This is a genomic window from Lysobacter luteus, assembly GCF_907164845.1.
Lineage (GTDB): Bacteria > Pseudomonadota > Gammaproteobacteria > Xanthomonadales > Xanthomonadaceae > Novilysobacter > Novilysobacter luteus.
This window is the reverse complement of sequence record NZ_OU015430.1, coordinates 410,900-435,415: the sequence shown is the minus strand read 5'-3', so window position 1 is coordinate 435,415 and position 24,516 is coordinate 410,900. Positions and strand designations below refer to the sequence as shown.

The following is a 24,516-nucleotide window of genomic DNA, read 5'->3' as shown; positions in this document are numbered from 1 at the left end:
GGTTCACCGCGGCTTGCGGCTGCCCGCGCTAGCGTCCGGGCAAGCCACGCAGGAGACCCCCATGACCCGCAATGCCGAGCGCGTGCATACCGACCCGGACGCCATCGCCGCGATCCAGCGCAACATCGAGCGGCTGCCCAACGGCGCCCATGTCCTGCTGGGGCTGGAGGACGGCAGCGAGGTCACCGGCATCGTCGCCGCCCGGCCGATCGCGCAGATGTTCTTCGGCCCCGACGGGCGCGAAGGAATGAACGCGGTGGTGAGGATCGAGCAACCGGCGCTGGACCATCCCGAATCCGCCGGCTGGCGCGACCTGTGGGTCGACCGGATCCGCGAGGTGCGGCGGCTGGACCCGGAGTGACCGTCAACCGTTCGCTGGCCCTTCGGCGGCGATCTGCCGCAGCGCCTGCTCGAACAGTTCCACCGGCTGGCCGCCCTGGATCAGGTGGCGGTCGTTGATGATCACCGACGGCACCGCGCTGATCCCGCGCTGCTGATAGAGCTGCTCGCGCGCCCGCACGTCGTCGGCGTGGCGATCGGAACCGAGCACTTGCAATGCCTCGTCACGGTCCAGCCCGGCGGTGGCGGCCGCGTCGGCCAACACCTCATGCGAAGACACGTCCAGGTCGTCGGTGAAATACGCCCGCAGCAGCGCCTGCTTGAGCGCCAGTTCCTGGCTCCGGCCGAGGGTGCCTGCCCAGTGCAGCAGCCGGTGCGCGTCGAAGGTGTTGTAGACGCGGCTACGCCGGTTGAACTCGAAGCCCAGCGCGGCACCCCGCTGCCGGAGCACCTCGCGGTTCTGTGCGAGTTGCTCCGCGCTTGCGCCGTACTTGAGGGCGAGGTGCTCGTCACTGTCCTCGCCTTCCGGTGGCATCCGGGGGTTGAGCTCGAATGGCTGGAAGTGCAGCTCGACGTCCACCGCATCACCGACGCGGTCGATCGCCTGCTGCAGCGACTTGAGCCCGACTGCGCACCACGGGCAGGAGACGTCCGAGACAAAGTCGATGCGAACCGGCGTGGACATGGCGGGGCTCCCTGGAAGGTCGGTCAGTAGATGCGGCCGGCGGACCCTGTCCGCAATGCCGCCGCGCCACCGGGGCGCGTGGCCGGGCGGTTCACTCCTCGGGGCGTTCGGTTTGCAGCTCCTCCGGCGGCGGCGCGCCGTCGCCACGGCGCTGCTGCCATGCGGGCGTGAGGTTGGCGCCCTGGCCGGGCTGGTCGGCGCGGTCGTCGGGCTTGCGCAGTTCACCCTGGTCGGTGCGGACTTCGTCGGCGGGCGACGCCGGCGGATGGAACTTGCTCATCTCGGCTCCTGCTGATGCGGCGAGGCCGCGGGCACCGAGGTGTACCACTGTTGCCGGCCATGCGCGGTCAACGCGGGCGAAGCCGGGTGCCGGACGGTCACCCCTGGGGTCGGCCAAAAGAAAAGCCCGGCCTAAGCCGGGCTTTCCTGGATCACGTTGCGGCCGCCGAAGCGTCCGCTCCGATCGATGCCTTACAGCGCTTCGACGGCGTCAGCCTGCAGGCCCTTCTGGCCCTGGGTGACGGTGAAGCTGACCTTCTGGCCTTCCTGCAGGGACTTGAAGCCCTGACCCTGGATGGCGCGGAAGTGAACGAACACGTCCTCGCCATTCTCGCGGGAGATGAAGCCAAAGCCCTTGGCATCGTTGAACCACTTGACGGTACCGGTTTCACGGTTCGACATTTTCTTGCTCCTTGGAACAGTTTTTTTGGAATACCGCTTGCGCGGTGGTGTGCTGGTTGCAAGGAGTAAGCGAGGTGCAACGATGTAGCGGATCAGGGATCTACGGCATCGGGCCACGATTCACGGTGACCCTGGCAAGCAGCACGCGCACCCTAGCCCGGCCCGCGCAGGATTGCAACCGCCCCCGTGGAACGACCCCGAGTCCCTGTTCAGCCGGGGCCCGCGCCTTATCCTGTGCGCCCGTGGCCGGCGCCACCCCAACGAGACCCAGCCGATGACCGACACCCCGCCCGACCGCCTCGCCACCGATCCGCGCAGCCCGCATCACGACGCCGCCACCCTGGAACGCGGCATCGGCATCCGCTTCAACGGCGTGGAGCGCCATAACGTCGAGGAGTACTGCGTCAGCGAGGGATGGGTGAAGCTGCCCGTCGGCAAGTCGCTGGACCGCCGCGGCCAGCCGATGACGATGAAGGTCAAGGGCACCGTCGAACCCTATTTCCTCGATACGGCCGGCGACAGCGAAAGTCCCGCCGAGTGAAATCCAACGGCCTGTCATTCCACCACCCCGTCGCCTTCTGGGCCGGGTGCGCACTGCTGGTGGCCGGCGTGTTCTCGCACATGCCGATGTTCATGATGGGCCGGCACACCCACTGGCAGATGGTGGGCATGCCGATGGACGGCTGGATGCTGGCCGGCATGGCAATGATCCCGGCCGGCCTGCTGCTGGCCTTCTACGGGCTGATGCCGCGACTGTCGCAGATGCGGCAGGCGCTGGCCGGCGGCGACCACCTGCACTTCCACGTGGCCGACGGCGTGCCGCTCAACCGCGAGCACTGGAAGCTGGTGCTGGTGCTGGTGGTCGCGCTGACGGTCGACGTGATGAAGCCGGCCACGCTCGGCTTCGTGATCCCGGGGATGACCGACGAGTACGGGATCAGCGAGCGCTCGGCCGGATGGCTGGCGCTGGTCGCGCTGGTCGGCACCGCGATCGGCTCGGTGGTCTGGGGGCGGATGGCCGACCTGTTCGGCCGCCGCGCCGCCATCCTGCTGTCGGCGCTGATGTTCATGGGTACCGCGATTTGCGGGGCGATGCCGGCATTCGAGTGGAACCTGGCGATGTGCTTCCTGATGGGGGCGTCGGCCGGTGGCCTGCTGCCGATCACCTTCACCCTGATGGCCGAGACCATCCCGGCGGCGCAGCGCGGCTGGCTGCTGGTCGCGCTGGGGGGCATCGGCACCTCGGCCGGCTACCTTGCGGCCGCGGGCGCTGCGACGTGGCTGGAGCCGCTGCTGAGCTGGCGGGCGCTGTGGCTGCTCGGCCTGCCGACCGGCGCATTGATCATCGCGCTCAACCGGCTGATCCCCGAATCACCCCGCTTCCTGTCCAACGCCGGGCTGGAGCAGCAGGCGCGCGAGGTGCTGGCGAAGTTTTCCGGCACGGTCGGGGCCCAGCCCGACGATGACGCCCACCCGGGCGCGCCGGTGATCGACGAGCGCCACCCGCTCGCCACCTGGCGCCAGTTGCTGCGCGGCCGCCACGCGGCGATCAGCTGGGGCCTGGCGGCCTGTGGGGTGGGCTGGGGACTGGTGACGTTCGGGTTCGTGCTGTGGCTGCCGGTCAACCTGGTCCAGCTGGGCGTCGATTCCCGGGCAGCCAGTGCGCTGCTGGCCCAGTCGGCGCTGCTGGCACTGCCGGGCATCGGCGTGGTGGTCTGGCTCTACCACCGTTGGAGCACGATCCGCTCGCTGGTGCTGTTCATCGCCTTGACCGTCGTGTCACTGCTCGCATTCGCCGCGATCGAAATGGCGGCGCTGCGCTCGGCCGCCGCGACCACCGCCGCCACCGTCGCCCTGCTGGTGAGCAGCGGCGGGGTGATCGCGATGCTGATTCCCTACGCGGCCGAGATCTATCCGGTGCACCTGCGCGGCACCGGCGCCGGCGTGATCGCGGCCAGCTCGAAGTTCGGCGGCATACTGGGCGCCGGGCTCGGGGTGGCCGGGCTGTTCGCCCACCTGTCGCTGTCGGCCATTTTGATCGCGGTACCGATGGCGATCTCGGCGGCGATGCTGCTGCGCAGCGGCATCGAAACCCGCGGCCACCGGCTGGAGGACATCCAGCACGCGTTGGCCGGGCACTCGCCCTGAGCACGCGCGCCCTGCCCCTCCACTGACCGGAAGCGGACCGTCGCGGCCCGCTCCATTTCCTGACGCAGCCGGCTTGCCCCGCGGCAAACCATCGCACCAAACCCCACGGACCACCTGTTGACCACCATGACCGCCACGCCGCCGCCCGACGCACCGTCGGACACCCCGTTGCTCGACCGCATGCGCGCGGCCGCCGAACTGCTCGAACTGGTCGGGACCGACCACTCGGTGCTCGATGCCTTGCCCAAGGACGACCGCGAACGCCTGCAGCGCGCGATCGCCGGCGCCTACCATCCCGACCGGCAGGCCCGCCGCCAGCGCCAGAAGGCGGCGAAGAAGGAACAGCACGCCGCACGCGTCAGCCGCGAGGAAGCGCTGCTCAACCGCACCGGCATCCGTGAGCTGCGGCGCAAGCCGGTATTCACCACGCCCAACTATTTCCCGCCGCAGGACTTCCAGCCGCGCGACGTGGACGCCGACCAGCCGCCGCACGCGGAGGCGATCGAGCCGCAGCACTGCTACGTGTGCAAGAAGAAGTACAGCGTGATCCATCACTTCTACGACCAGCTGTGCCCGGAGTGCGCGGAGTTCAACTTCCACAAGCGCACCGAGCTGGCCGACCTGCGCGGCCGGGTCGCGCTGCTGACCGGCGGCCGGGTCAAGATCGGCTACCAGGCCGGGCTGAAGCTGCTGCGCGCCGGCGCCGAGCTGATCGTGACCACGCGCTTCCCGCGCGATTCTGCTGCCCGCTACGCCGCCGAGCCCGACTTCGACCAGTGGGGCCACCGGCTGGAGGTGTTCGGCCTGGACCTGCGCCACACCCCGAGTGTCGAGGCGTTCTGCGCGCAGTTGCTCAAGACCCGGTCGCGGCTGGACTTCATCGTCAACAACGCCTGCCAGACCGTGCGTCGCCCACCCGAGTTCTACGCCCACATGATGGAAGGCGAGACCGCGGCACTGGACGCGATGCCGGAGCAGGTGCGCGGCCTGCTTGGAAGCTACGAAGGGCTGCGCAGTGCCGAGATGCTGCCGGGCGATGCCGCGACGCCGGCAACGCGCGATGCCCTTGGCCATGCCCCGGGGCTCACCCGCGCCGCGGAGCTGTCGCAGCTGCCGCTGTTGCCGGAAGAGTTGCTCGCGCAGCAGCACCTGTTCCCGCAAGGCCGGCTCGACCAGGACCTGCAGCAGGTCGACCTGCGCGAGAAGAACTCCTGGCGGCTGCGCATGGCCGAGGTGCCGTCGGTGGAGCTGCTCGAAGTCCAGCTGGTCAACGCGATCGCGCCGTACCTGATCAACGCGCGACTGAAGCCGCTGATGCTGCGCACCCCCGGCCGCGACAAGCACATCGTCAACGTGTCGGCGGTGGAGGGGCAGTTCTACCGCAACTTCAAGACCACCCGGCACCCGCACACCAACATGGCCAAGGCGGCGCTCAACATGATGACGCGCACCGCGGCGGCCGATTACCACGGCGACGGCATCCACATGAACAGCGTCGACACCGGCTGGGTGACCGACGAGGATCCGGCCGGCCTGGCGGCGCGCAAGGTGGTGGAGGAGCGCTTCCACCCGCCGCTGGACATCGTCGACGGCGCCGCGCGGATCGTCGATCCGATCATCGACGGCATCAATACCGGCACCCACGTCTGGGGCCAGTTCCTGAAGGACTACCGCCCGACCGACTGGTAGCGGGCGGTCAGGACGTCGTCACGCGCAGCGCATGGTTCGTTCGCCGGTGCTTAACCGCCCGGCCGGATAGTCGGTGTGGACCGCATCGGCGGCCGGCTTCCCGGTCCCCACGCCGGGAGGCACTTCCAGACCCGCGGAGGAGCCATCCATGTTTGCCCACAACAAGCGCCTGCAGTACTCGGTCCACGTCTCGGAGGCCAATCCGGCCCTCGCCAACCTCATGCTCGAGCAGTTCGGCGGACCGCAGGGCGAGCTCGCCGCGGCGATGCGTTACTTCACCCAGGCCATGGCCGAGGATGATCCGGGCCGGAAGGACATGCTGCTCGATATCGCGACCGAGGAGCTCAGCCACCTGGAGGTGATCGGCACCATCGTGGCGATGCTCAACAAGGGCGCCAAGGGCGAGCTGGCCGAGGCGGTCGACGAGGAAGCCGAGCTGTTCCGGAAGCTGCAGGGCGCGGGCAACAGCTCGCACGTGACCCAGGTGCTGTTCGGCGGTGGCCCCGCGTTGATCAATTCCGGTGGCCAGCTGTGGACGGCGGGCTACGTCGACAGCATCGGCGAGCCGACCGCCGACCTTCGCTCCAACATCGCCGCCGAGGCGCGCGCCAAGATCGTCTACGAGCGCCTGATCAACGTCACCGACGACCCGGGCGTGAAGGATGCGCTGGGCTTCCTGATGACGCGCGAGATCGCCCACCAGCAGTCGTTCGAGAAGGCGCTGTACGCGATCCAGCCGAACTTCCCGCCGGGCAAGCTGCCGGGCAAGCCGGAGTTCGCCGACACCTACGTCAACACGTCCCAGGGCGACGGCGACATGCGCGGCTCGTGGAACAGCGACGAGAACTTCAACTACGTCACCGATCGCGAACAGCACCTGGCGATGGACGGCGGCGACGGCCTGTCCTCGGTGAAGCTGTCGGCAGGGCAGGTCGAAACCCTCAAGCAGATGGCCGCACGTACGAAGTCGGACCCGAAGTCGGACCCCACGACCGGTGCCGACCTGGGCGCCGCAGATGCGGACGCTGCCAAGAAAAAGAAGCGCTGAGGCACCGATGCGGGGATACGGCACCGGCCGTCAGGCCAGTGCCGTGTCCAGCAGCATCATCAGCACGAAGCCGATCATCAGGCCGGTGGTGGCGAACTTCTCGTGACCCTGCCGGTGCGACTCGGGGATGATCTCGTGGCTGACCACGAACAGCATCGCGCCGGCCGCGAACCCGAGCCCGACCGGCAACAGCATCGGCAGTGCCAGCACCACGCTGGCGCCCACCACCGCGCCGACCGGTTCCACCAGCCCCGAAGCCATCCCGACCAGCACCGCCGGCCCCCGCGCCATGCCCGCGGCAATCAGCGCGATGGCGACGACCAGGCCCTCGGGGACGTCCTGGATCGCGATGCCGGTCGCCAGTGCATGGCCCTGGTCGATGCCGGTCGCGTAGGCGACGCCGATCGCCAAGCCTTCGGGCAGGTTGTGCAGGGCGATCGCGAAGACGAACAGCCACGTGCGCCGCAGCCGCGGCGAAAAGAGCCCTTCGGGGCCCTTGATGAAATGCTCGTGCGGCAGCAGCCGGTCCATCGCCATCACCAGCGCCGCGCCAGACAGGATCGCCAGGCCCACCAGCAGGCCGGCGCTCCAGTCGCCGGCGCCCTGTGCGCGGGCCGCCTCGATGCCAGGCAACACCAGCGAGAACGCCGTCGCGGCGAGCATCACGCCGGCGCCAAAGCCCAGCAGGGTGTCCTGGGTACGGCGCTCGATGGTCCGCGCGAACAGGGCCGGCAGGGTCCCCGCCGCGGTCGCCAGGGCCGCCAGCGAGCCGCCCAGCAGCGCGGCCAGCACCGGCGAGGCATCAATCGCGGTCAGTGCCACGCACGGCTCCTGCGTTCATCCTGTCATCCCGGTTCGCCAGCCACGGTGGGGCGCAGTGTGCGGGAGCGCCGTCAACGCGCCGTCAGGCCTTGAGCTTCCAGCCGGTGCGGAAGATCCACCACACCGCCACCAGGCAGGCCAGCAGGAAGCCGACGATGGCCGCCACGCTGATACCGACGTTGACGTCGGACACGCCGTAGAAGCTCCAGCGGAACCCGCTGATCAGGTACACCACCGGATTGAACAGGGTGATCTTCTGCCACACCGGCGGCAGCATGTTGATCGAGTAGAACGCTCCGCCGAGGAACGTCAGCGGGGTGACGATCATCAGCGGGATCACCTGGAGCTTCTGGAAGTCGTCGGCCCACAACCCGATGATGAAACCGAACAGGCTGAAGGTGACCGCGGTCAGCACCAGGAAGCACAGCATCCACACCGGATGGGCGATCTCGTAGGGCACGAACACGCGCGCGGTCGCCAGGATCAGCAGCCCGAGGATCAGGGACTTGGTCGCCGCCGCACCGACGTAACCGACCACCACCTCGATGTACGACACCGGCGCCGACAGCAGCTCGTAGATCGTGCCCGACCACTTGGGCATGTAGATGCCGAACGAGGCGTTGGAGATGCTCTCGTTGAGCAGTGACAGCATGATCAGGCCCGGGATGATGAAGGCGCCGTAGCTGACGCCGTCGATCGCCCCCATGCGCGAGCCGATCGCCGCGCCGAACACCACGAAGTACAGCGACGTCGACAGCACCGGCGAGGCGATCGACTGGGTCAGCGTGCGGAACGTGCGCGCCATCTCGAACCGGTAGATGGCCCTGATGCCGTGGAGGTTCATGCCGCCTCCTCCCGCGCCGTCCGCACCAGGCTGACGAAGATCTCCTCCAGTGAGCTCTCGCTGGAGTGCAGGTCCTTGAAGTCCACGCCGTGGTCGGCCAACTGCCGCAACAGGGTGGCGATGCCGGTGCGCTCGCCCTGCACGTCGTACGTGTAGGTCAGCGCGGTACCGTCCGGCGACAGTTCCAATGGCAGTCCGCGCAGCGCGACCGGCAGGGACCCGAGCGGCTCCTGCAGGGTCAGCACCAGTTGCTTCTTGCCGAGCTTGCGCATCAGTTCGGCCTTGTCCTCCACCAGTACCAGCTCGCCCTTGTTGATCACCCCGATCCGATCGGCCATCTCCTCGGCCTCCTCGATGTAGTGGGTGGTCAGGATGATGGTGACTCCCCGTTCCCTGAGGCGGTGCACCATCTGCCACATGTCGTGGCGCAGTTCGACGTCGACGCCGGCGGTGGGTTCGTCGAGGAACAGGATGGTCGGCTCGTGCGACAGCGCCTTGGCGATCAGCACGCGCCGCTTCATGCCGCCCGACAGCGCGAGGATCTTGCTGTCGCGCTTGTCCCACAGCGACAGGTCGCGCAGCACCTGCTCCAGGTAGGCGTCGTCGGGCGCCTTGCCGAACAGCCCACGGCTGAAGCGCACGGTCGCCCACACGCTTTCGAACGCGTCGGTCGACAGCTCCTGCGGTACCAGCCCGATCTTCGACCGCGCGGCGCGGAACTCGCGCACGATGTCATGGCCATCGGCCAGCACGGTGCCGCTGGTCGCGTTGACGATGCCGCAGATGATGCTGATCAGCGTGGTCTTGCCAGCGCCGTTGGGTCCGAGCAGGGCGAAGATCTCGCCGCGGCGGATGTCCAGGTCGATGCCTTTGAGGGCACGGAAGCCGGAGGCGTAGGTCTTGGTGAGGTTCTGCACGGAGACGACGGGTTGCACGCGGAGATCCTTTTTCCTGGCAGCGGTTCACGCCCTAGCGTGGGGCCTGCGGCGATAGGGATAAAGGCCGCGATGGAGGAGGCAACGTCCCATTGACGGGACAGTAACCCGGGAGCGGCCAAGCTCATCCGTCCCACGCCATCCCTTCACCGGAGCCCTTTATGAGCCAGATCCTGGTTGTCGTCGGCAGCCTCCGCCGCGAATCGTTCAACCGCCAGCTCGCCGAGGCGCTCGTCAAGCTGGCGCCGTCCGACGTCACCTTCAAGTTCGCCGAGATCGCAGACCTGCCGCTGTACAACCAGGACGACGACGCCAACCAGGCCGAACCGGTCAAGCGGCTGAAGGCGGCCATCAGTGCCTCCGACGGCGTGCTGTTCGTGACGCCCGAATACAACCGTTCGGTGCCCGGCGTGCTCAAGAACGCCATCGACCACGCCTCGCGCCCGTACGGCCAGAGCGCATGGGCCGGCAAGCCAGCCGGGGTGATCGGCGCGTCGATCGGCTCGATCGGCAGCGCGCTGGCCCAGCAGCACCTGCGCAACATCCTGGCCTACCTCGACATGCCGACACTGGGGCAGCCGGAGGCCTTCATCCACGTCAAGGACGGGCTGTTCACCGAGGATGGCCAGGTTGGCGAAGGCAGCCGGGAGTTCCTGCAGGGCTGGATGGACGCGTTCCTGGCCTGGGTTAACAAGCACGTCAGCAAGCACGTCAGCAAGCACGGCTGACCGTCCCGTCCCCGCACTCGCGCGCGCGCTGCTCGAGCAGGGTGCGCTCGCGCTCGTTGCGGGTCATCCCCGCGGCGCGCTGGAACTCCCCGCGCGCCTCGTCCTGGCGGCCCAGCCGGTGCAAAAGGTCACCACGTACCGCCGGCAACAGGTGGTAGCCCGCCAGCGCCGGGTCGTCCTGCAACGCCTCCACCAGTGCCAGTCCGGCGGCCGGCCCCTCTGCCATCGACAGCGCCACCGCCCGGTTGAGCTCGACCACCGGTGATCCGGTCACCGCGGCGAGCCGGGCGTACAAAGCGGCGATGCGCGGCCAGTCGGTGTCGGCGGCGCGCAGCGCACGTGCATGGCAGGCCGCGATGGCCGCCTGCAACGCGTAGGGGCCGTCGGTACCCCCCAACTGCTCTGCACGCGCCAGCGATGCCAGTCCGCGGCCGATCAGGAGCCGGTCCCAGTGCGAACGGTCCTGGTCCAGCAGCAGGACTGGGGCGCCGTCCGGACCGGTGCGCGATCGCGCGCGCGAGGCCTGAATCTCCATCAGTGCCAGCAAGCCGTGCACTTCCGGCTCGCCCGGCGCCAGTCCGGCCAGCACCCGGCCCAGCCGCAAGGCCTCGTCGCATAGCGCGGGACGCATGAGGTCGTCGCCCGCGGTCGCGGCATAGCCCTCGTTGAAGACCAGGTAGACCACGCCGAGCACCGCCGCGAGCCGCTCGGGCAACTCCGCGCGGCGCGGCACCTCGTAGGCGACCTGCTTCCGCGCCAGCGTCTTCTTGGCCCGCACGATCCGCTGGGCGACGGTCGGCTCGGGCTGCAGGAACGCGCGCGCGATCTCGGCGGTGGTCAGCCCACCCAGCAGGCGCAAGGTCAGCGCAACCTGCGCCTCGACCGGCAGCGCCGGGTGGCAGGCGGTGAACATGAGCCGCAACAGGTCGTCGCCGATGTCGTCGTCCAGGCGCGCGGTGTTGTCGGGCGTGTCCATGGGGGCCGGCTCAAGCGCTTCGCCGAACTGCTCGTGGCGTTCGCGGACCAGAGTGTCGTGGCGGATGCGATCGATCGCGCGCCGCTGCGCGGTGGTCATCAACCAGGCACCGGGGTTGTCCGGCACCCCGTCGCGCGGCCAGTGCTCCAGCGCCGCCACCAGCGCGTCCTGGGCGAGATCCTCGGCCAGGCCGACGTCGCGCAGCATGCGCGCCAGGCGTGCGATGACCCGCGGCGATTCGATCCGCCAGATCGCGTCGATCGTGCGGTGGACGTCGCGGGATGCCGGGTCGGTTTCCATCGAAACCGATGACACCACCGTCGCCGTCCCGCCACAAGCCGGCGGCGCGACGCACGCCGCCGTCAACGCCGCTCCAGCCGCTCGCGCAGGCGCTGCTCCTGCTCGCGCAGCTCGGGCGTGAACTCGGCGCCGAAGTCCTCTTCCTCGAACACCGGCCGGATCTCGATCTCCGATTCGCCGGCGTGCGGATTGGGGCAGCGGCGCGCCCATTCGATCGCCTCGTCCATCGAGCGCACCTGCCACAGCCAGAATCCGGCGACGAGCTCGCGCGTCTCGGCGAACGGGCCATCGATGACGCTGCGCTCGCGGCCGGAAAAGCGCACCCGCACGCCACGCGAACTCGGGTGCAGGCCTTCACCCGCCAGCATGACCCCGGCGTTGACCAGCTCCTCGTTGAACCGCCCCATGTCGGCCAGCAGCTGCTCGCCGGGCATGACGCCGGCCTCCGAATCCGCCGTAGCCTTGACCATCACCATCACACGCATTTCGTTCTCCCGTTCGTGGCTGTTGACCGTTCGACGGACGGGGGCGTGCCAAATCGACATGCCGGCCGGGCTCGCGCATCATCGCGCCGACCCCACACCGGACACCGCGATGCAATTCCTGTTGCTGGTCTACACCGACGACGCGCTGCTGGACGCCCTGCCGCCGGGCGAGTTCGATACCCGGATGAAGGACTGCTTCGACAAGGCCGACGGGATGGCGCGCGAAGGCCGGCTGCTGCAATCGCAGCAACTCGAGTCCTACCGCAAGGCCCGCGCGGTGCGGGTGCGCGACGGACGCACCCAGGTGCTTGACGGTCCCTTCGCCGAAACCAAGGAAGTGCTGGCCGGCTTCAACCTGATCGAGGCCGACAGCATGGACGAGGCGGTGCGCATCGCCTCGGAGTTCCCGTGGGCGCAGACCGGCTGTATCGAGGTGCGCCCGGTGCGTGACATGCAGGCGGTGCGTGAGCGGGTCGGCGCCGCCGTCGCCTGAGCCGTTGCTGCGACGCTAGCGCCGCGGCATCGCTCGGTCGCTGCTCCACAACTCGCTCGCGCTGGCGACCAGCGCCTGGTACTTGTACGGCGGCACCGTCTCGGTGATCGCATATTCCGGCTGCGCGGTGTCGCGGTGCGCGGCGATCGCGGCGAGCGTGCCGTTGGCGTTGATCAGCCGCGCCACCACCGGCCGCGCTGCGTCACTGCCGCGACGCAGCACCACCCCGACTTCGCGGTTGGCGAGCCGCACCGGCGTACCCGGCGGGAACACGCCGATCTCGCGCACCAGCAGGCTGGCGAGCGGCCCGTCGACCGCCTTGCCACGCTCCAGGAAAAGGCTGCGCAGCGCGTGCCGGGCGTGGATGGCTTCGCGGTAGGCGCGCGGACGGACCATCGCCGAGTAGATGTCGACGATTGCCAGCATGCGCGCGCCCGGGCTGATCGCGTCGCCGTCCAGGCCGGACGGATAGCCGCTGCCGTCGAGCCGCTCATGGTGCTGCAGCACCGCCTCGAGCCAGACCTCGTCGTCCACGCCGGCGGCTTGCAGCAGCTCGACCCCGGCCAGCGGATGGGTGTCGATCATGAGCCGCTGGTCTTCGGTCAGCGCACCGGTCTGGCGATTGAGGACGGCCGCGACCGGGCCCAGCGCGACGTCGTAGGTCAGTGCCGCTGCGACCAGCGAGACACCCTCCTCCGGGTCCAGCTGCTGCGCTTGGACCAGCACCTGGCACAGGGTGGCGGCGTGCAGCACGCGGGCGACATCACCATCGTCGCCGACCTCCAGCTGCATCGCCGCAAGCGCCGCGTCGGCATCGCGCTCGACCAGCGCCTGCAGCCGCAGCGCGAGTTCGCGGGCCTGGCCGCCGAGCTCGTCGGATTCACAGGCCAGCAGGTCGTCGTGCAACTGGCGCAGCTCGCGCCGCAGCAGTTGCATCGCGCGGAACACCGGCACCTCGGGGACCCGCGGGGTGTCGTCGGCTTCTTCAGCCGCATCCGCGCCCTCGGCAAGCGCACCGGACGCGTCGATCACCGCTGCCGGGAGCACGACGCCCCCGCTGCTACGGCTTTCGGGAACCACCAGGCCGCGCTCGAGGATGATGTCCAGATGCGCCTGGCACACCAGCACCATGCCCTGGACGAACAGCAGCTTGCCGGCGCGGTCGTAGACCGACCACGCCAACGGTGCGCCCAACTCGATTTCGTCAGCAGTGACGGCCCGCACAACGCCTCCAGGCGACCAGACGGAAGGCCGCGCTTCCCAGCTATCGGCCGGAGGCGCCGTTCCTGAAGGCGTCAGGTATCACGTGGCGCGCGTGCGACTTCCGCGTCGCTGACCGGTCCGTCGCCGGCCTGCCCGTCGATCGAATCGTCATAACCACCGCGCACGCCGTTGCCGCGCTTGTCGCGCAGGCGGTCCTCGAGCGTGGCCGAACTGTCCTTCAGGCCGATGTTGTCGACCGCGTCCTCGGTGCGGTGGTCCTCGGCCGGCTGGCGCAGGCCCTGGTGCTTGCCGCTGGCCTCGCCGCCACCGGCACCGCCGGTACCTTGATTCGGGTTGTTCATCGCGTTCTCCTCGGGGGGAAGGGGAAGCGCCGGCACCACGGCCGACGCAGGGCCACCGTGGCACAGCCCGCGTTAGCGGTTCGCGAGAGGCCCGCGCGGATCAGGCGCCGGCGGGGCGCAGGTCCAGGCCGAGGGCGGCCGACAGCATCCGCATCCCCTCGTCGTCGCGGCTGAGCGTGATCCAGCCGGCGTAGCCGCCATCGGTCTCGCGGACCCAGACGGTGTAGCCGTACTCGCGCAGGCGGTCGAACGCGGTGTCCAGCAGCCCGGGCACCTCGGCCGCGGCAAGGAACGCCTCGTCGGTCGGGTCCTCCACGCCCCAGTCGATCCGCAGGCTCCAGCGGGCGGCCAGTTCATCCAGCGCCTGCACCATCCCGGCAGCGTCGGTTTCGGCAATCTCGAAGCCGGACCGCCAGTCACTGGCATCGTGCAGCAGGTCGGCCACGTCCGACTCGTCCGCACCCGCCTCGACCCAGGCTTCCTGGAAGACGCGGAACTGCTGCAGCGCAGCGTCCTCGTCGCCCGGATTGGCCAGCAGCAGCAACTGCCAGGCCAGCGCCTCGATCCCGGCGTCGGACTCGCCTTCGGCCGAGGCGTCGTCCGCGTCCTCGCCCCAGGCACCGGCGTCACGTGCATGCGCGAAGTTGTCGTCAGGGTCGTATTCGTCCGGAAGGTGCACAGGTCCTCGATCGGGCGTTGCCCGCAGCAGCGATGGGATGTCGAGCATACGACTCCGTCGGTCCCGTTCGCCCTACCAGGGCAACGGCGTGCCGTTGGCGTGCCAGAAGCTGCCACTGTCGGCGAGGCCGAGGCCGTCGAGCCGCTCGACCAGCTGCGCCGCCGACTCCGCAGGACTGACATCGCCGGTCCCGCCGACCATGTCCGTGGCGACATAGCCCGGGTGCAGCAGGAACACCGCGATGCCGCGTGGCCGCAGGTCGTTGGCCAGCGACTTGCCGATCGCATTGACCGCGGCCTTGGACGCCCGGTAACCGTAGTAGCCGCCCGAGCCGTTGTCGGCCACCGAACCCATCCGGCTGGTCACGATCCCGACCTTCGCGCCTTCGGCGAGGCGGCCTTCCAGGGCCTGCGCGACGCGCAGCGGCCCCAGCGCGTTGACTTCGAACTGCCGGCGCATGCTGTCGAACGCACTGGCATCCAGCGAACCGAATGCCTCGTTGCCAAGGATGCCGGCGTTGAGCACCAGAACGTCGATGCGGATGTCGCCCAGGCGCGCCGCAAGGTCGGCAAGCGCCGCGTCGTCGGTGACGTCGACGCCCGCCTCGACCCGCGCGCCGGTTGCCCGCAGCGCATCGCTGGCCTGTCGGCACACGGCGACAACGGTGTCGCCGCGGTCGGTGTAGTGGCGAGCGAGGGCGAGTCCGATGCCGCGGTTGGCACCGGTGATCAGGACGGTTTTCATGCGTGGTTTCCTCCGGGGGACAGTCCCCTTTCTTGGCGCCGCACCGGGCGACAATCAAGGCGGTGCAACTGCGCACCCCGGCCTCACCACGGCCTCACCACGGCCGATGCCGGACGATCGCGCCAGTCCACCGGCGGCACGCCCATGCAAGAGCGCATCACCAGCCAGCGCAAGCGCGACTACCTCGTCCAGTTGCACGTCCCGCAGGGGGACCCGCCGCGCAACGGTTATCCACTGGTGTGGTTGCTGGACGCGCCGACCACCTGGGCGCCGATGCAGCAGGCGTTGCGCGAGTCCGACGCCGCGCAGGCGGTGATCGTTGGCGTCGGCTGGGATGACACCGGCGGCGTCGACCCGAACCTGCGCCGACGCGACTTCACCCTGCCGGCCCGCACGACGCCGCCGCCACCACGCGGTGGCGGTGACGAGTGGGACGAGGACGGCGACGCCGCTGTGTTCCGCGCGTTCCTGCTCGACGAGCTGCAGCCGCGGATGCTGCGCGAGCTTCCGGCCGATCCCCGCCGCCAGTGCCTGGCCGGCCATTCGCTGAGCGGGCTGTTCGTGCTGCACACCCTGCTCGAGTGCCCGGACCGCTTCGAATGCTTCGTTGCCGCCAGCCCCTCCATCTGGTGGGACGGGGCGCGCATCCGTGACGAAGCCACCCGCAGCGGGCCGGATGCCACGACGGGGGCGCGGGTATTGATCACGGTGGGGTCGCGCGAGCAGAGCGTCGGACCGGAGAAGCCGCCGTCGGTCGCCGGCAACGACGAGCCGGCCCTCCTGGGCGAGGAGCACATGGTCGATAACGCCAGCGCGTTCGCCGCTCTGCTGCAGTCGCAAGGGGTCGATTGCCGATTCGAACTGTTCGAGGACGAAACCCACCATTCGGTGCTGGGGCCCGCGATGGCGGCCGCCCTGGCGTTCGCGGTATCGATCGACGATGCCGCCACGCACGAATGAAAAGCGCCGGGTCGCAGTTGCGCCCGGCGCCATGTGGCACTGCGTGAGCGAGCGTCAGGCCGCGGGTGCGGCTTCAACCGGGCGCGGGACGATGAGCTTGGCGACCAGCAACAGGTGCATCAGGCCGGCCAGAAGCGCCGCACCGGAGATCGCGACCAGCAACCGCATCATCAGGCTGCCGAACCCGGCCTGGCCCTGCAGCCGCTCCAGCCGGTCGAACCGCGACGGGTCGGCGTTGGTGTAGGCGACATCGATCGTCGCCAGGTCGGCAAGGTAGGGGTCCGCGTTGGACTCGGACGTGGTGAAGCTCCCTTCATACTCGCGGCCATCGGCCTCGAAAACGTAGCCGAAGTTGTACATGTTCCTGGTGCGACCCTTGCGTCCGCGTTCCTCGCTGACGTCGACGAGCACGACCGGCACCGTCACCACCGTGTGGTCGGCCAGGATCGAGTTTGCATAGCGGTAGCTTTCGACGCCCTTGTAGGCGAGCAGCGCCGCGCCGACCACGAACACGACCATGAAGAACTTCTTCGACAGGCGCGAAAGCTTCGCGTGGTTCTCGGGTGCCATCTTGAAACTGATCATCTTTCTTCCCCTGGTTCCGTCCTGCTCCGTGGGGCCGGGATGGCCGGCACGCGTGGACGCGGCCGGCGCTTTCCCCGGCGCCGGCCATACGCGAGCGTAGGCAGCCGCCGGCGCGAGCGTCAACAAAGATGAACGGGGCGCTAGTCCGGGCGCACCGCCGGATCGAGGCGACGCTCGAAACAATGCGGACCGGCCGGATGGTTCCAGTCCGCGGAATCCGCCGACGGGGCGCGGCCAATCGGCGCCTGCGGCTGCGCGGTGTCGGTGGAGAAGGTGGCGCACAGGCGGTATTGCCGCTCACCGACGGGTTCGTACCGGTAGGCCTGCCCGGACGCGGGGTCGGCGGTCGCCATCCGCTGTCCGGGTTGCCCGGCCAGGGTCGCGAGGTCGGTCGGCAGGGTGCCGTGCTCGCGCGCGTACAGCTCGACCAGTTGGCCGATCTGCTGCAGCTCGTGCACGCGGCGCTGGTCGATGCGCACCTCGCGTTGGGTTGTCGGCGACCCGATCAGGTACACCGAGACGGCTACCGTTGCCGCCGCCACCGCGACCGCGGCGAGCGCCAGCGTGCGACCGCCCGGGCCGGCCCGTCGCGCGGGCGCGGGCTGCGGCTGCTCCGCCTCGCCCGTACGCACCTGCTCCTCGCGCCGAAGGTCACCCAGGTAGAAGCCGAACACGGTTCCGGCAAGCACCCCGACCACCAGCACCTTCAGCAGGAACCGGACCGTGATCTCGCCACCCAGCACGTTGTAGACCAGCGCGATCAGGTCGCAGATCAGCACCGTCGCGGCCACGAACAGCGTCAGGTAAGTCAGCCAGCGCCGCACCGCCGACAGCCGGCGCGCGGGATTGGCCCGCTCCTCGCGAGCCAGCAGCCGGGCCACGAACAGGAAGACCGGCATCGCGATCACCAGCGACGCCACCGACCAGCGCATCGACTGCATCCGCCCGTCCACCATCCACGCCGCATCGGCCGCGTCGGGGAAGGCATGGTTGATCAGGTCGAACAGCAGGCTGCCCAGGTGCCAGGCCGACAGGTACAGCGCGGCGAACAGCAGCAGGTAGAGGAACGCGTCGCGCGGTGACAGGTACGGCTGCGGGCGTGGCACCGGCACCGGGAAGTCGATGTCCGCGTAGCCGGCGAGCACGCTGCGCACCTGCTCGGGTGCCCAGCCGGCCGAGGCGAGGGCCGCTTCGACCGCCTCGCGGCTGGCGCCACGGCCGAGCGCTTCGCGGACGAACAATTCGAGTTCCTGGGTGGCGGCGGCCATGGCGGTTCCTTCGATGGACTGTCTGTCTGCGGAAGCTAGCAAATCGCGCAGCGGCGGCGTGATTCGTCCGCCAACCTTCCGTTTCGTCGGCGCATCCCACGGTTCGTCACACCAGCCGCCATCCTCGCGTCCCTGCTCGCTATGCTCCGCCGCAATCACTCCCATCGGCCATTCCCGTGATCAAGAGCACCTTCTTCGTCCTGCGCCTTGCCATCGCCTGGATGCTGGCGATCTTCCTGGTCGCCGCGCTGTGGTCCAACCTGCCGCTCATCGGCTGGATCGAATGGCCGATCGTGCTCGCGGGCATGATCACGATGGCGCTGGTGGTGGCGGGCGCACTGTCGCACCTGGGCCGGGTCCGGCTGATCACGGGCCGCATCGACAAGTCGACCCTGGCCAACCGGCAGCGCCGCCAGATCGAGATCCCGTTCGAGGCCGGCGAGGCGTTCGACCTGCTCGACGCCGCCATCCGCGAACTGCCGCGCATCGAACACGTCGAGAGTGCACGCGACAGCCTGCAGGTGCGCGCCCGGGTGGGACGTCCGAAGACCTACGGCGAGCATTCGATGGGGCGTTGGAACCCGTTGCTGTGGTGGTTCGGCATCCCGCGCAACCAGATCCTGGCCACCGTCACCCCGAGCCACGACAGCGGCAGCGTCACCCTGATCTGCGAGCCCGAGAGTCCGGCGTGGAGTGACTGGTTCCTGGTGGACGACGCCACCAACTACGAGAACGCCGAGGCGATCACCCGCGCGATCAGCCGCCGGGTCGCCGAGCGCCGCCGCGGCGAGAAGGCCGACGCCGCGCAGACCGCCACCGAGAAGGAACTCACCGTGGCCCGGCTGAGCCTGCTGCACGCGCAGGTCGAGCCGCACTTCCTCTACAACACGCTGGCCAGCGCCCAGTTGCTGACGCGCAGCGACCCGGCCCGCGCCGACCAGATGCTCGGCCACCTGATCCAGTACCTGCGCCGCTCCCTGCCCAGCGCCGACGAATCCATGTCGACACTGGGCGCGGAGCTCGAGCGCGCGATCGCCTACCTGGAGATCCTCAAGATCCGGATGGGTGCGCGGCTGGCCGTGCAGGTGGACGTGCCTGAGCCGCTGCGCGCCACCCTGCTGCCGCCGATGATGCTGCAGACGCTGGTGGAGAACGCGATCAAGCACGGGCTGGAGCCGCGCACCGGCGGCGGCACCATCTGGATCCGCGCCCGCGCCACCGACGGCGACGTGGCGGTGACCGTGGCCGACGACGGCGACGGCTTCAACACCAAGACCAGCGGCACCGGGATCGGCCTGAAGAACGTGCGCGAGCGCCTGCGGCTGGCGTTCGGGGGCGCCGCCTCGCTGGCGGTGGTGGCCAACTTCCCGACCGGTGTCGCCGCCACGCTCTCGGTGCCGGCCCGCTACGAGCGCGAGGCGTCCCATGTCTGAGCATGTGCCCACCTGCATCGTCGCCGAGGACGAACCGCTGCTGCGGCGGGCCCTGCTCGACCAGCTCGCCGTCGCGTGGCCGCAACTGCAGGTCCTGGCCGAATGCGAGGACGGCGCCAGCGCGGTCGAGGCGCTGGCCGGGCACCGCCCCGACGTCGCTTTCCTCGACATCCGCATGCCCGGCCTGACCGGCCTGGACGTCGCCGCCGCCGCGGTCGATGCCAGCCCGGCGACCCAGATCGTGTTCGTCACCGCCTACGACCAGTACGCGGTGGATGCGTTCGAGCGCGGCGCGGTCGACTACCTGCTCAAGCCGATCAAGCCCGAGCGCCTGGCCGCCACGGTCGAGCGCCTGCAGTCGCGCACCGGCAACAACGAGGCCGCGGCGCTGGCGGGCCTGCTGGAACGCCTGGGCGCGCATGCCGGCATCAACCAGCACAACGACAACGCGGCGCCGCCGCTGACCTGGCTGACCGCGAGCGCCGGCCGCGAGACCCGCCTGATCCTGGTCGACGAGGTCGCGTACTTCCGCGCCGACAACAAGTACACCACCGTCGTGACCGCCGACGGCGAGGCGCTGCTGCGCACGCCGATCAAGGACCTGCTGGCCGCGCTGGACCCGACCACGTTCAAGCAGATCCACCGTTCGACCATCGTCAACCTGCGCGCGGTCGCCGGCGTGGTCCGCGACGACAGCGGCCGCGGCACCGTGCGGCTCAAGTCGCGCCCCGAGACCCTCGCCGTCAGTGCGCCGTTCATGGCGCTGTTCCGGCACATGTGAATCCGCTTTCCCGAGGTGATCCATGAACACGTTGCTTGCGTTGTGCGCTTTCGTGCTGTCCCTGGCCGGTGTCGACCTGGGCGCGGGCACGTTCGTCCACCAATTGCGCGAAGGGGGCGCCGAGATCCTCCACAGCCGTGCGGTGGTGCAGGCCGGCGTGGGCCATTTCGAGTGCGTGCGCAGTGCCAGCGGGCGTTGCCATTACACCGTCTACCCGCGGGGTTGCGAACCTTCGGCCGAGTGCGGCGAGCATCCGCTCCGGCGTTTCGCGCTCGACAGTGGCGACAGCCGGCAGGTGACGGGGTTGGCCCACGTGCGCCTGTGCGTCGGGCCCGACGACCCGGCGCCACAGCGGACCTGCAAGCCGCCACGCGCCCTCGCACAACGCTGACCGCGACCCTACCGCGCGGGTGGCCGCCGGATGCGGCATCCTTGCGCGATGCCACTGCATCCGCTGATCCGCTCGCCCCGGCGCCTGTTCCTCCTGGCCGCGTCGCACCCGTCTGCGATGCTGCTGGCGGCGCAGTTGCTCAGCCTGCTGCTGTACCCGGCCATGGATGCCACGCGCGACGGCCGGGTGGTGTTCGGCGCGGTTGCGCTGGTGGTGGTGCCGCTCACGGTCTGGGTGGTGCGCAGCAGCCGCTCGGTGAACTGGGTCGCCTGGGCGCTGGCGATCCCCGCGATCGTGCTGTCGCTGACGGCGATCGCGCTCGACCGCCCGGGCCTGGTGGCCGGCTCGGCGGCGCTGGAGTCGGCGCTGTACTTCTACGCGGCCGCCGCGCTGATCCGTTACATGCTCGACGACCACCGCGTCAGCGTCGACGAGCTGTTTGCCGCGGCGGCAACGTTCACCCTGCTCGCGTGGGGCTTCGCCTACGCGTTCCTCGTGTGCGAGGCGCTCTACCCCGGCAGCTTCACCGGCATGGTCGAACCCGAGCGGCCGCGCCGCTGGATCGAACTGCTGTTCCTGAGCTTCGCCACGCTGTCGGGGACCGGTAACGGCGACATCCTGCCGATCGGCGCACAGGCCCGGGCGTTGGTGATGCTCGAACAGTTCGCCGGCGTGGGCTACATCGCGGCGGTGGTCGGCCGGGTGATCGGCCTGACCCTGATCCGCGAGCAGCGCCGTCGCGACCGCTAGCGCGGCGCCGCCTTACCCGCCGCGATCCAGGGTCACACGCAGCACGGGCATCGTCGTGACGTCATCGATGCCCTTGAACGCCGCGATGCGCTCGCGCAGGTCGGCCAGCATCGATGGCGTGTCGGCCTGCACCAGCACCAGCATGTCGATCTCCCCGGCGACGCTGTGGCAGGTCCGCACCGCCGGCAGCTCGACCAGCAGCGGCATCACGTCGTCGCAGCTGAAGCCGTCGGCGTAACGCAGCAGCAACCAGGCCTGAAGCGGGTCGCCGCCGCTGCCCAGGCGCACGGTGTACTGCGCGATGACACCGGCCGATTCGAGCCGGTGCACGCGCTCCTGCACCGCGCTGCGCGACAGCCCGACCGCCTTCGCGAGCGCGACCGTCGACAACCGCGCGTTGTCCTGCAGCAATGCGATGAGCTTGCGGTCGGTGGCGTCGAGGGTCTTCATGGGCCGGCAGAGCGGTGGCGTCACCGGCATTCTGCCGGGTTGAGACCGGCGCGCGTAGCCGCGCATCGTGGCGGACCAACCAGAACGCGACTGATCCCGATGACCCTTGTCCTGGACGTACCCACCGCATTGATTCCGATCGACGTGCAACAGGCGTTCGACATGGAGGCCAGCAGCAACCCGGCGATGGAAGCCAACGGCCTGCGGCTGCTATCGGCGTGGCGCGACACCGGCCGGCCGCTGATCCACGTGCGCCATGACTCGGTGCAGCCGGGCTCGCCGTTCCAGCCAGGCCAGCCCGGCAACCGGTTGCGCCCGGGCTTCGAACCACGCGACGACGAGCCACTGGTGAGCAAGTCGGTCAATGCCGCCTTCATCGGCACCGACCTGGACCTGCGGCTGCGTCGCCTGGGCGTGCAGCAGGTCGTGTTGTTCGGCATGACCACCGACATGTGCGTTTCGACCAGCGCGCGCGTGGCCGCGAACCTCGGCTACCGCACCGTCATCGTCGGTGATGCGACCGCGTGCTTCGACCTGGCCGGCCCGGATGGCAGTACCGTTCCGGCGGCCGACCTCCATCGTGCGCACCTGGCCACGCTGCATGCCGAATTCGGCATCGTCGTCACCACCGACGATGTCATCGCGTCGATCACCGCAACCGATTGAGAGGGGCGCACGCCACCGCTGTCGACGCATCTTGTAGGCTTGCCGGTCCGCCATTCGCGAGACATCGCATGCGTCTGACCCGTACCGCCATCGCCGCGGCCGTGCTGGCATTGGCCGGCTGCGCAAGTGCACCGGTCCTGCAAGCACCCCCGGTCGAAATCACCGGAGAGCAGGTGACGGAGTACTGGACCCCGGTCCACGACACGATCATGCGCCCCATGGGCCAGTCCCGGCTGCGGTCGGGCGAAGTGCGGCCGCACGCGGACAAGGTCACGGTCACCTACCTGATCGATTCCAACGGCCGGGTGCACGACGCGCGCGTGGTCTCCGCTGAACCAGCGAACGCCTACGCCGGCTGGGCGGTGGACGCGATCAGTGCGTTCTCCTACCAGCCCGCGCCGGACAACCCGGGGCGGGTGCCGGTGAAGCCAACCCAGACGCTGACCCTGCTGCCTGGGCCGCCGCCGACACCCTGACGCAACAGCCGAAACGCTCAATCGCGCTTGTGCGCGGGCAGTACCCAGTCGGGCCGGATGAAGTGGCAGGTGTACCCCTCGGGGTAACGCTCGAGGTAGTCCTGGTGCTCGGGTTCGGCCTCCCAGAAGTCGCCGGCCGGTGCGAGCTCGGTAACCACCTTGCCCGGCCACAGGCCGGACGCCTCGACGTCGGCGATGGTGTCCTCGGCGATGCGCTGCTGCTCCGGCGAGGTGTAGTAGATCGCCGAGCGGTAGGACATGCCGCGGTCGTTGCCTTGCCGGTCCGGCGTGGTCGGGTCGTGGATCTGGAAGAAGAACTCCAGCAACCGGCGGAAACTCGTCCGCTGCGGGTCGAACACGATCTCGATCGCTTCGGCGTGGGTGCCATGGTTGCGGTAGGTCGCATTGGGCACGTCGCCGCCGCTGTACCCCACGCGCGTGGACACCACGCCTTCCTGCTTGCGGATCAGGTCCTGCATGCCCCAGAAGCATCCCCCGGCCAGCACGGCGCGCTCGGTGTTCATCCCTCGCCCTCCTGCACCTGGTCGAGGTAGGCGCCGTAGCCCTGCGCTTCCATCTCTTCGCGCGGGACGAACCGCAGGGACGCGGAATTGATGCAGTAGCGCAAGCCGCCGCGATCCATCGGGCCGTCCGGGAACACGTGGCCGAGGTGGCTGTCGCCATGGGTCGAGCGCACCTCGGTGCGGATCATCCCGTGCGAGGTGTCGCGGATCTCGTTGACGTGCGCCGGCTCGATCGGCCGGGTGAAGCTCGGCCAGCCGCAGCCGGATTCGAACTTGTCGCTGGAGGCGAACAGCGGCTCGCCCGAAACGATGTCGACATAAATGCCGGGCTTCTTGTTGGCGAGGTACTCGCCGGTGCCGGGGTGTTCGGTGCCACTCTGCTGGGTGACGCGGAATTGCTCCGGCGTCAGCCGGGCGATGGCGTCGGGGTCCTTGCGGTAGTCGGGCATGGCGTGATCCTGCAACGACGGGGGTCCTGGATGGATGGGGACCCGCCGCCGGAACTCAATGTCACCCGCCGGATGCCATGTCCGGAAACGGCGAGAACCACAGGCCCGCCGCGCATACCGTGGTCGCACCCCAACCCACGCGAACCGACGCACATGGACTACCGCATTACCGGTCTCTCCCCTGAACCCTTCGAGCCGCTGTTCGGCCTGTCCGACGCAGCGTTGATCCGGCATGGCGCGCAACGCTGGGTCGCCGGACCCGACTCGCGCCTGCCGGACCGCATCGGGATGCGCGACGCCGAGCCGGGCGAGACGCTGCTGCTGGTCAACCACGTGCACCAGCCGGCCGACACGCCGTACCGCGCCAGCCACGCGATCTTCGTGCGCGAGGGCGCGACGCAGGCCTACGACCGGGTCGGTGTCGTACCCGAGGTGATGCGCAGCCGCATGCTTTCGCTGCGTGCCTTCGACCGCGCGCACCTGATGGTCGATGCCGAACTGGTTGATGGCCGCGAGAGCGAAGCCGCGATCCGGCGCCTGCTGGCCGACGCGCGTGTCGAGTACCTGCAGGCGCACTACGCCACGCGGGGCTGCTACGCCGGGCACATCGCCCGCGCCTGAC

32 protein-coding genes are annotated in these 24,516 nt (G+C 69.5%); 15 read left to right on the top strand and 17 right to left on the bottom strand.

Annotation, left to right across the window (positions count from 1 at the left end; genetic code table 11):
• The first annotated feature begins 61 nt into the window (after positions 1-61).
• The gene (locus KOD61_RS01995) at positions 62-361 is read left to right on the top strand and encodes a DUF3247 family protein (RefSeq protein ID WP_215219413.1); all 300 of its coding nucleotides are present in this window, start codon (positions 62-64) and stop codon (positions 359-361) included.
• A 3-nt stretch (positions 362-364) separates the two neighbouring features.
• Here KOD61_RS01995 and KOD61_RS01990 read toward each other — a convergent pair whose 3' ends face one another.
• The 3 genes from KOD61_RS01990 to KOD61_RS01980 all read right to left on the bottom strand — a co-directional run bounded on the left by KOD61_RS01990 (position 365) and on the right by KOD61_RS01980 (position 1,705).
• Positions 365-1,024 carry a DsbA family oxidoreductase gene (locus KOD61_RS01990; protein ID WP_215219412.1) on the bottom strand — a complete coding sequence of 220 codons (660 nt, stop codon included), beginning with the start codon at positions 1,022-1,024 and terminating at the stop codon, positions 365-367.
• A gap of 91 nt (positions 1,025-1,115) precedes the next feature.
• Positions 1,116-1,304 carry a hypothetical protein gene (locus KOD61_RS01985; protein WP_215219411.1) on the bottom strand — a complete coding sequence of 63 codons (189 nt, stop codon included), beginning with the start codon at positions 1,302-1,304 and terminating at the stop codon, positions 1,116-1,118.
• 191 nt (positions 1,305-1,495) lie between these two features.
• Positions 1,496-1,705 (bottom strand): cold-shock protein, encoded by a 210-nt coding sequence (locus KOD61_RS01980; protein WP_036194962.1) that lies wholly within the window; start codon positions 1,703-1,705, stop codon positions 1,496-1,498.
• Positions 1,706-1,979: 274 nt separating this feature from the next.
• Here KOD61_RS01980 and KOD61_RS01975 point away from each other — a divergent pair, with 274 nt between their 5' ends.
• The 4 genes from KOD61_RS01975 to KOD61_RS01960 all read left to right on the top strand — a co-directional run bounded on the left by KOD61_RS01975 (position 1,980) and on the right by KOD61_RS01960 (position 6,590).
• Complete coding sequence (locus KOD61_RS01975; RefSeq protein ID WP_215219410.1) at positions 1,980-2,246, top strand: DUF3297 family protein; 267 nt, start codon at positions 1,980-1,982, stop codon at positions 2,244-2,246.
• Positions 2,243-3,853 (top strand): MFS transporter, encoded by a 1,611-nt coding sequence (locus KOD61_RS01970; protein ID WP_215219409.1) that lies wholly within the window; start codon positions 2,243-2,245, stop codon positions 3,851-3,853. The genes KOD61_RS01975 and KOD61_RS01970 overlap by 4 nt, the downstream gene beginning before the upstream one ends.
• A 126-nt stretch (positions 3,854-3,979) precedes the next feature.
• Positions 3,980-5,542 (top strand): SDR family NAD(P)-dependent oxidoreductase, encoded by a 1,563-nt coding sequence (locus KOD61_RS01965; RefSeq protein ID WP_215220240.1) that lies wholly within the window; start codon positions 3,980-3,982, stop codon positions 5,540-5,542.
• 148 nt (positions 5,543-5,690) lie between these two features.
• Positions 5,691-6,590, top strand: a complete 900-nt coding sequence (locus KOD61_RS01960; RefSeq protein WP_215219408.1) for a manganese catalase family protein — start codon at positions 5,691-5,693, stop codon at positions 6,588-6,590.
• Between the two features lie 30 nt (positions 6,591-6,620).
• On the opposite strand, the gene KOD61_RS01955 is transcribed toward KOD61_RS01960, so the two are convergent.
• The 3 genes from KOD61_RS01955 to KOD61_RS01945 all read right to left on the bottom strand — a co-directional run bounded on the left by KOD61_RS01955 (position 6,621) and on the right by KOD61_RS01945 (position 9,191).
• Entirely contained in the window at positions 6,621-7,412 is a 792-nt protein-coding gene (locus KOD61_RS01955) for a ZIP family metal transporter (RefSeq protein WP_251370623.1), read from the bottom strand.
• Positions 7,413-7,494: 82 nt separating this feature from the next.
• Positions 7,495-8,256 (bottom strand): ABC transporter permease, encoded by a 762-nt coding sequence (locus tag KOD61_RS01950; RefSeq protein ID WP_215219407.1) that lies wholly within the window; start codon positions 8,254-8,256, stop codon positions 7,495-7,497.
• Positions 8,253-9,191 (bottom strand): ABC transporter ATP-binding protein, encoded by a 939-nt coding sequence (locus KOD61_RS01945; protein WP_215219406.1) that lies wholly within the window; start codon positions 9,189-9,191, stop codon positions 8,253-8,255. Before KOD61_RS01945 ends, KOD61_RS01950 begins: the two co-directional genes overlap by 4 nt.
• Before the next feature lie 161 nt (positions 9,192-9,352).
• Between KOD61_RS01945 and KOD61_RS01940 the strand changes: the two genes are divergently transcribed.
• Positions 9,353-9,919: an NADPH-dependent FMN reductase gene (locus KOD61_RS01940; RefSeq protein ID WP_215219405.1), complete on the top strand. Its 567-nt coding sequence runs from the start codon at positions 9,353-9,355 to the stop codon at positions 9,917-9,919.
• Here the strand turns inward: KOD61_RS01940 and KOD61_RS01935 are convergent.
• A complete protein-coding gene (locus tag KOD61_RS01935; protein WP_215220238.1) occupies positions 9,903-11,195 on the bottom strand; it encodes an RNA polymerase sigma factor in 1,293 nt (430 codons plus the stop codon). The two genes, KOD61_RS01940 and KOD61_RS01935, sit on opposite strands and share 17 nt — an antisense overlap.
• 62 nt (positions 11,196-11,257) lie before the next feature.
• On the bottom strand, positions 11,258-11,680 hold the full coding sequence (locus KOD61_RS01930; protein WP_215219404.1) for a YciI family protein: 423 nt from the start codon (positions 11,678-11,680) through the stop codon (positions 11,258-11,260).
• 109 nt (positions 11,681-11,789) lie between these two features.
• On the opposite strand from KOD61_RS01930, the gene KOD61_RS01925 reads away from it, so the two are divergent.
• Positions 11,790-12,173, top strand: coding sequence for a YciI family protein (locus KOD61_RS01925; RefSeq protein ID WP_215219403.1), 384 nt, complete (start codon positions 11,790-11,792; stop codon positions 12,171-12,173).
• Positions 12,174-12,188: 15 nt separating this feature from the next.
• On the opposite strand, the gene KOD61_RS01920 is transcribed toward KOD61_RS01925, so the two are convergent.
• The 4 genes from KOD61_RS01920 to KOD61_RS01905 all read right to left on the bottom strand — a co-directional run bounded on the left by KOD61_RS01920 (position 12,189) and on the right by KOD61_RS01905 (position 15,161).
• Positions 12,189-13,367, bottom strand: coding sequence for an HD-GYP domain-containing protein (locus tag KOD61_RS01920; protein ID WP_215219402.1), 1,179 nt, complete (start codon positions 13,365-13,367; stop codon positions 12,189-12,191).
• 101 nt (positions 13,368-13,468) lie between these two features.
• Entirely contained in the window at positions 13,469-13,738 is a 270-nt protein-coding gene (locus KOD61_RS01915) for a hypothetical protein (RefSeq protein ID WP_215219401.1), read from the bottom strand.
• A 100-nt stretch (positions 13,739-13,838) separates the two neighbouring features.
• Positions 13,839-14,465, bottom strand: coding sequence for a DUF6630 family protein (locus KOD61_RS01910; protein ID WP_251370622.1), 627 nt, complete (start codon positions 14,463-14,465; stop codon positions 13,839-13,841).
• Positions 14,466-14,489: 24 nt separating this feature from the next.
• Positions 14,490-15,161: an SDR family oxidoreductase gene (locus tag KOD61_RS01905; RefSeq protein ID WP_215219400.1), complete on the bottom strand. Its 672-nt coding sequence runs from the start codon at positions 15,159-15,161 to the stop codon at positions 14,490-14,492.
• A gap of 144 nt (positions 15,162-15,305) precedes the next feature.
• Between KOD61_RS01905 and KOD61_RS01900 the strand changes: the two genes are divergently transcribed.
• A complete protein-coding gene (locus KOD61_RS01900) occupies positions 15,306-16,121 on the top strand; it encodes an alpha/beta hydrolase (RefSeq protein ID WP_215219399.1) in 816 nt (271 codons plus the stop codon).
• Between the two features lie 54 nt (positions 16,122-16,175).
• Here KOD61_RS01900 and KOD61_RS01895 read toward each other — a convergent pair whose 3' ends face one another.
• Positions 16,176-16,706, bottom strand: coding sequence for a DUF3592 domain-containing protein (locus tag KOD61_RS01895; RefSeq protein ID WP_215219398.1), 531 nt, complete (start codon positions 16,704-16,706; stop codon positions 16,176-16,178).
• Between the two features lie 140 nt (positions 16,707-16,846).
• On the bottom strand, positions 16,847-17,974 hold the full coding sequence (locus KOD61_RS01890; protein WP_215219397.1) for a DUF5671 domain-containing protein: 1,128 nt from the start codon (positions 17,972-17,974) through the stop codon (positions 16,847-16,849).
• Positions 17,975-18,150: 176 nt separating this feature from the next.
• Here KOD61_RS01890 and KOD61_RS01885 point away from each other — a divergent pair, with 176 nt between their 5' ends.
• Genes KOD61_RS01885 through KOD61_RS01870 form a run of 4 tightly spaced genes read left to right on the top strand, consistent with a single transcriptional unit; the run spans position 18,151 to position 21,329 of the window.
• Positions 18,151-19,407, top strand: coding sequence for a sensor histidine kinase (locus tag KOD61_RS01885; protein WP_251370621.1), 1,257 nt, complete (start codon positions 18,151-18,153; stop codon positions 19,405-19,407).
• Positions 19,400-20,188: a LytR/AlgR family response regulator transcription factor gene (locus KOD61_RS01880; RefSeq protein WP_215219396.1), complete on the top strand. Its 789-nt coding sequence runs from the start codon at positions 19,400-19,402 to the stop codon at positions 20,186-20,188. Before KOD61_RS01885 ends, KOD61_RS01880 begins: the two co-directional genes overlap by 8 nt.
• 22 nt (positions 20,189-20,210) lie before the next feature.
• The gene (locus tag KOD61_RS01875) at positions 20,211-20,579 is read left to right on the top strand and encodes a hypothetical protein (RefSeq protein ID WP_215219395.1); all 369 of its coding nucleotides are present in this window, start codon (positions 20,211-20,213) and stop codon (positions 20,577-20,579) included.
• A gap of 48 nt (positions 20,580-20,627) precedes the next feature.
• Positions 20,628-21,329 carry an ion channel gene (locus KOD61_RS01870; protein WP_215219394.1) on the top strand — a complete coding sequence of 234 codons (702 nt, stop codon included), beginning with the start codon at positions 20,628-20,630 and terminating at the stop codon, positions 21,327-21,329.
• Positions 21,330-21,341: 12 nt separating this feature from the next.
• Here the strand turns inward: KOD61_RS01870 and KOD61_RS01865 are convergent, their stop codons facing one another.
• A complete protein-coding gene (locus KOD61_RS01865; RefSeq protein ID WP_215219393.1) occupies positions 21,342-21,779 on the bottom strand; it encodes an Lrp/AsnC family transcriptional regulator in 438 nt (145 codons plus the stop codon).
• Between the two features lie 99 nt (positions 21,780-21,878).
• On the opposite strand from KOD61_RS01865, the gene KOD61_RS01860 reads away from it, so the two are divergent.
• Complete coding sequence (locus KOD61_RS01860) at positions 21,879-22,445, top strand: cysteine hydrolase family protein (RefSeq protein ID WP_215219392.1); 567 nt, start codon at positions 21,879-21,881, stop codon at positions 22,443-22,445.
• A gap of 68 nt (positions 22,446-22,513) precedes the next feature.
• Positions 22,514-22,921: an energy transducer TonB gene (locus KOD61_RS01855; protein WP_215219391.1), complete on the top strand. Its 408-nt coding sequence runs from the start codon at positions 22,514-22,516 to the stop codon at positions 22,919-22,921.
• Between the two features lie 17 nt (positions 22,922-22,938).
• Here KOD61_RS01855 and msrA read toward each other — a convergent pair whose 3' ends face one another.
• Positions 22,939-23,445, bottom strand: a complete 507-nt coding sequence (msrA, locus tag KOD61_RS01850) for a peptide-methionine (S)-S-oxide reductase MsrA (RefSeq protein ID WP_215219390.1) — start codon at positions 23,443-23,445, stop codon at positions 22,939-22,941.
• A complete protein-coding gene (msrB, locus tag KOD61_RS01845) occupies positions 23,442-23,894 on the bottom strand; it encodes a peptide-methionine (R)-S-oxide reductase MsrB (RefSeq protein ID WP_215219389.1) in 453 nt (150 codons plus the stop codon). Before msrB ends, msrA begins: the two co-directional genes overlap by 4 nt.
• A 153-nt stretch (positions 23,895-24,047) precedes the next feature.
• Here msrB and KOD61_RS01840 point away from each other — a divergent pair, with 153 nt between their 5' ends.
• On the top strand, positions 24,048-24,515 hold the full coding sequence (locus KOD61_RS01840; RefSeq protein WP_215219388.1) for a DUF1203 domain-containing protein: 468 nt from the start codon (positions 24,048-24,050) through the stop codon (positions 24,513-24,515).
• The last annotated feature ends 1 nt before the right edge of the window (position 24,516 follow it).

Coding starts and splice junctions, on each gene's coding strand:
- KOD61_RS01995 (WP_215219413.1), top strand. CDS start 62: ATGACCCGCAATGCCGAGCGCGTGCATACCGACCCGGACGCCATCGCC.
- KOD61_RS01990 (WP_215219412.1), bottom strand. CDS start 1,024: ATGTCCACGCCGGTTCGCATCGACTTTGTCTCGGACGTCTCCTGCCCG.
- KOD61_RS01985 (WP_215219411.1), bottom strand. CDS start 1,304: ATGAGCAAGTTCCATCCGCCGGCGTCGCCCGCCGACGAAGTCCGCACC.
- KOD61_RS01980 (WP_036194962.1), bottom strand. CDS start 1,705: ATGTCGAACCGTGAAACCGGTACCGTCAAGTGGTTCAACGATGCCAAG.
- KOD61_RS01975 (WP_215219410.1), top strand. CDS start 1,980: ATGACCGACACCCCGCCCGACCGCCTCGCCACCGATCCGCGCAGCCCG.
- KOD61_RS01965 (WP_215220240.1), top strand. CDS start 3,980: ATGACCGCCACGCCGCCGCCCGACGCACCGTCGGACACCCCGTTGCTC.
- KOD61_RS01960 (WP_215219408.1), top strand. CDS start 5,691: ATGTTTGCCCACAACAAGCGCCTGCAGTACTCGGTCCACGTCTCGGAG.
- KOD61_RS01950 (WP_215219407.1), bottom strand. CDS start 8,256: ATGAACCTCCACGGCATCAGGGCCATCTACCGGTTCGAGATGGCGCGC.
- KOD61_RS01940 (WP_215219405.1), top strand. CDS start 9,353: ATGAGCCAGATCCTGGTTGTCGTCGGCAGCCTCCGCCGCGAATCGTTC.
- KOD61_RS01935 (WP_215220238.1), bottom strand. CDS start 11,195: ATGGAAACCGACCCGGCATCCCGCGACGTCCACCGCACGATCGACGCG.
- KOD61_RS01930 (WP_215219404.1), bottom strand. CDS start 11,680: ATGCGTGTGATGGTGATGGTCAAGGCTACGGCGGATTCGGAGGCCGGC.
- KOD61_RS01925 (WP_215219403.1), top strand. CDS start 11,790: ATGCAATTCCTGTTGCTGGTCTACACCGACGACGCGCTGCTGGACGCC.
- KOD61_RS01915 (WP_215219401.1), bottom strand. CDS start 13,738: ATGAACAACCCGAATCAAGGTACCGGCGGTGCCGGTGGCGGCGAGGCC.
- KOD61_RS01910 (WP_251370622.1), bottom strand. CDS start 14,465: ATGCTCGACATCCCATCGCTGCTGCGGGCAACGCCCGATCGAGGACCT.
- KOD61_RS01905 (WP_215219400.1), bottom strand. CDS start 15,161: ATGAAAACCGTCCTGATCACCGGTGCCAACCGCGGCATCGGACTCGCC.
- KOD61_RS01900 (WP_215219399.1), top strand. CDS start 15,306: ATGCAAGAGCGCATCACCAGCCAGCGCAAGCGCGACTACCTCGTCCAG.
- KOD61_RS01895 (WP_215219398.1), bottom strand. CDS start 16,706: ATGATCAGTTTCAAGATGGCACCCGAGAACCACGCGAAGCTTTCGCGC.
- KOD61_RS01890 (WP_215219397.1), bottom strand. CDS start 17,974: ATGGCCGCCGCCACCCAGGAACTCGAATTGTTCGTCCGCGAAGCGCTC.
- KOD61_RS01880 (WP_215219396.1), top strand. CDS start 19,400: ATGTCTGAGCATGTGCCCACCTGCATCGTCGCCGAGGACGAACCGCTG.
- KOD61_RS01875 (WP_215219395.1), top strand. CDS start 20,211: ATGAACACGTTGCTTGCGTTGTGCGCTTTCGTGCTGTCCCTGGCCGGT.
- KOD61_RS01870 (WP_215219394.1), top strand. CDS start 20,628: ATGCCACTGCATCCGCTGATCCGCTCGCCCCGGCGCCTGTTCCTCCTG.
- KOD61_RS01865 (WP_215219393.1), bottom strand. CDS start 21,779: ATGAAGACCCTCGACGCCACCGACCGCAAGCTCATCGCATTGCTGCAG.
- KOD61_RS01860 (WP_215219392.1), top strand. CDS start 21,879: ATGACCCTTGTCCTGGACGTACCCACCGCATTGATTCCGATCGACGTG.
- KOD61_RS01855 (WP_215219391.1), top strand. CDS start 22,514: ATGCGTCTGACCCGTACCGCCATCGCCGCGGCCGTGCTGGCATTGGCC.
- msrA (WP_215219390.1), bottom strand. CDS start 23,445: ATGAACACCGAGCGCGCCGTGCTGGCCGGGGGATGCTTCTGGGGCATG.
- msrB (WP_215219389.1), bottom strand. CDS start 23,894: ATGCCCGACTACCGCAAGGACCCCGACGCCATCGCCCGGCTGACGCCG.
- KOD61_RS01840 (WP_215219388.1), top strand. CDS start 24,048: ATGGACTACCGCATTACCGGTCTCTCCCCTGAACCCTTCGAGCCGCTG.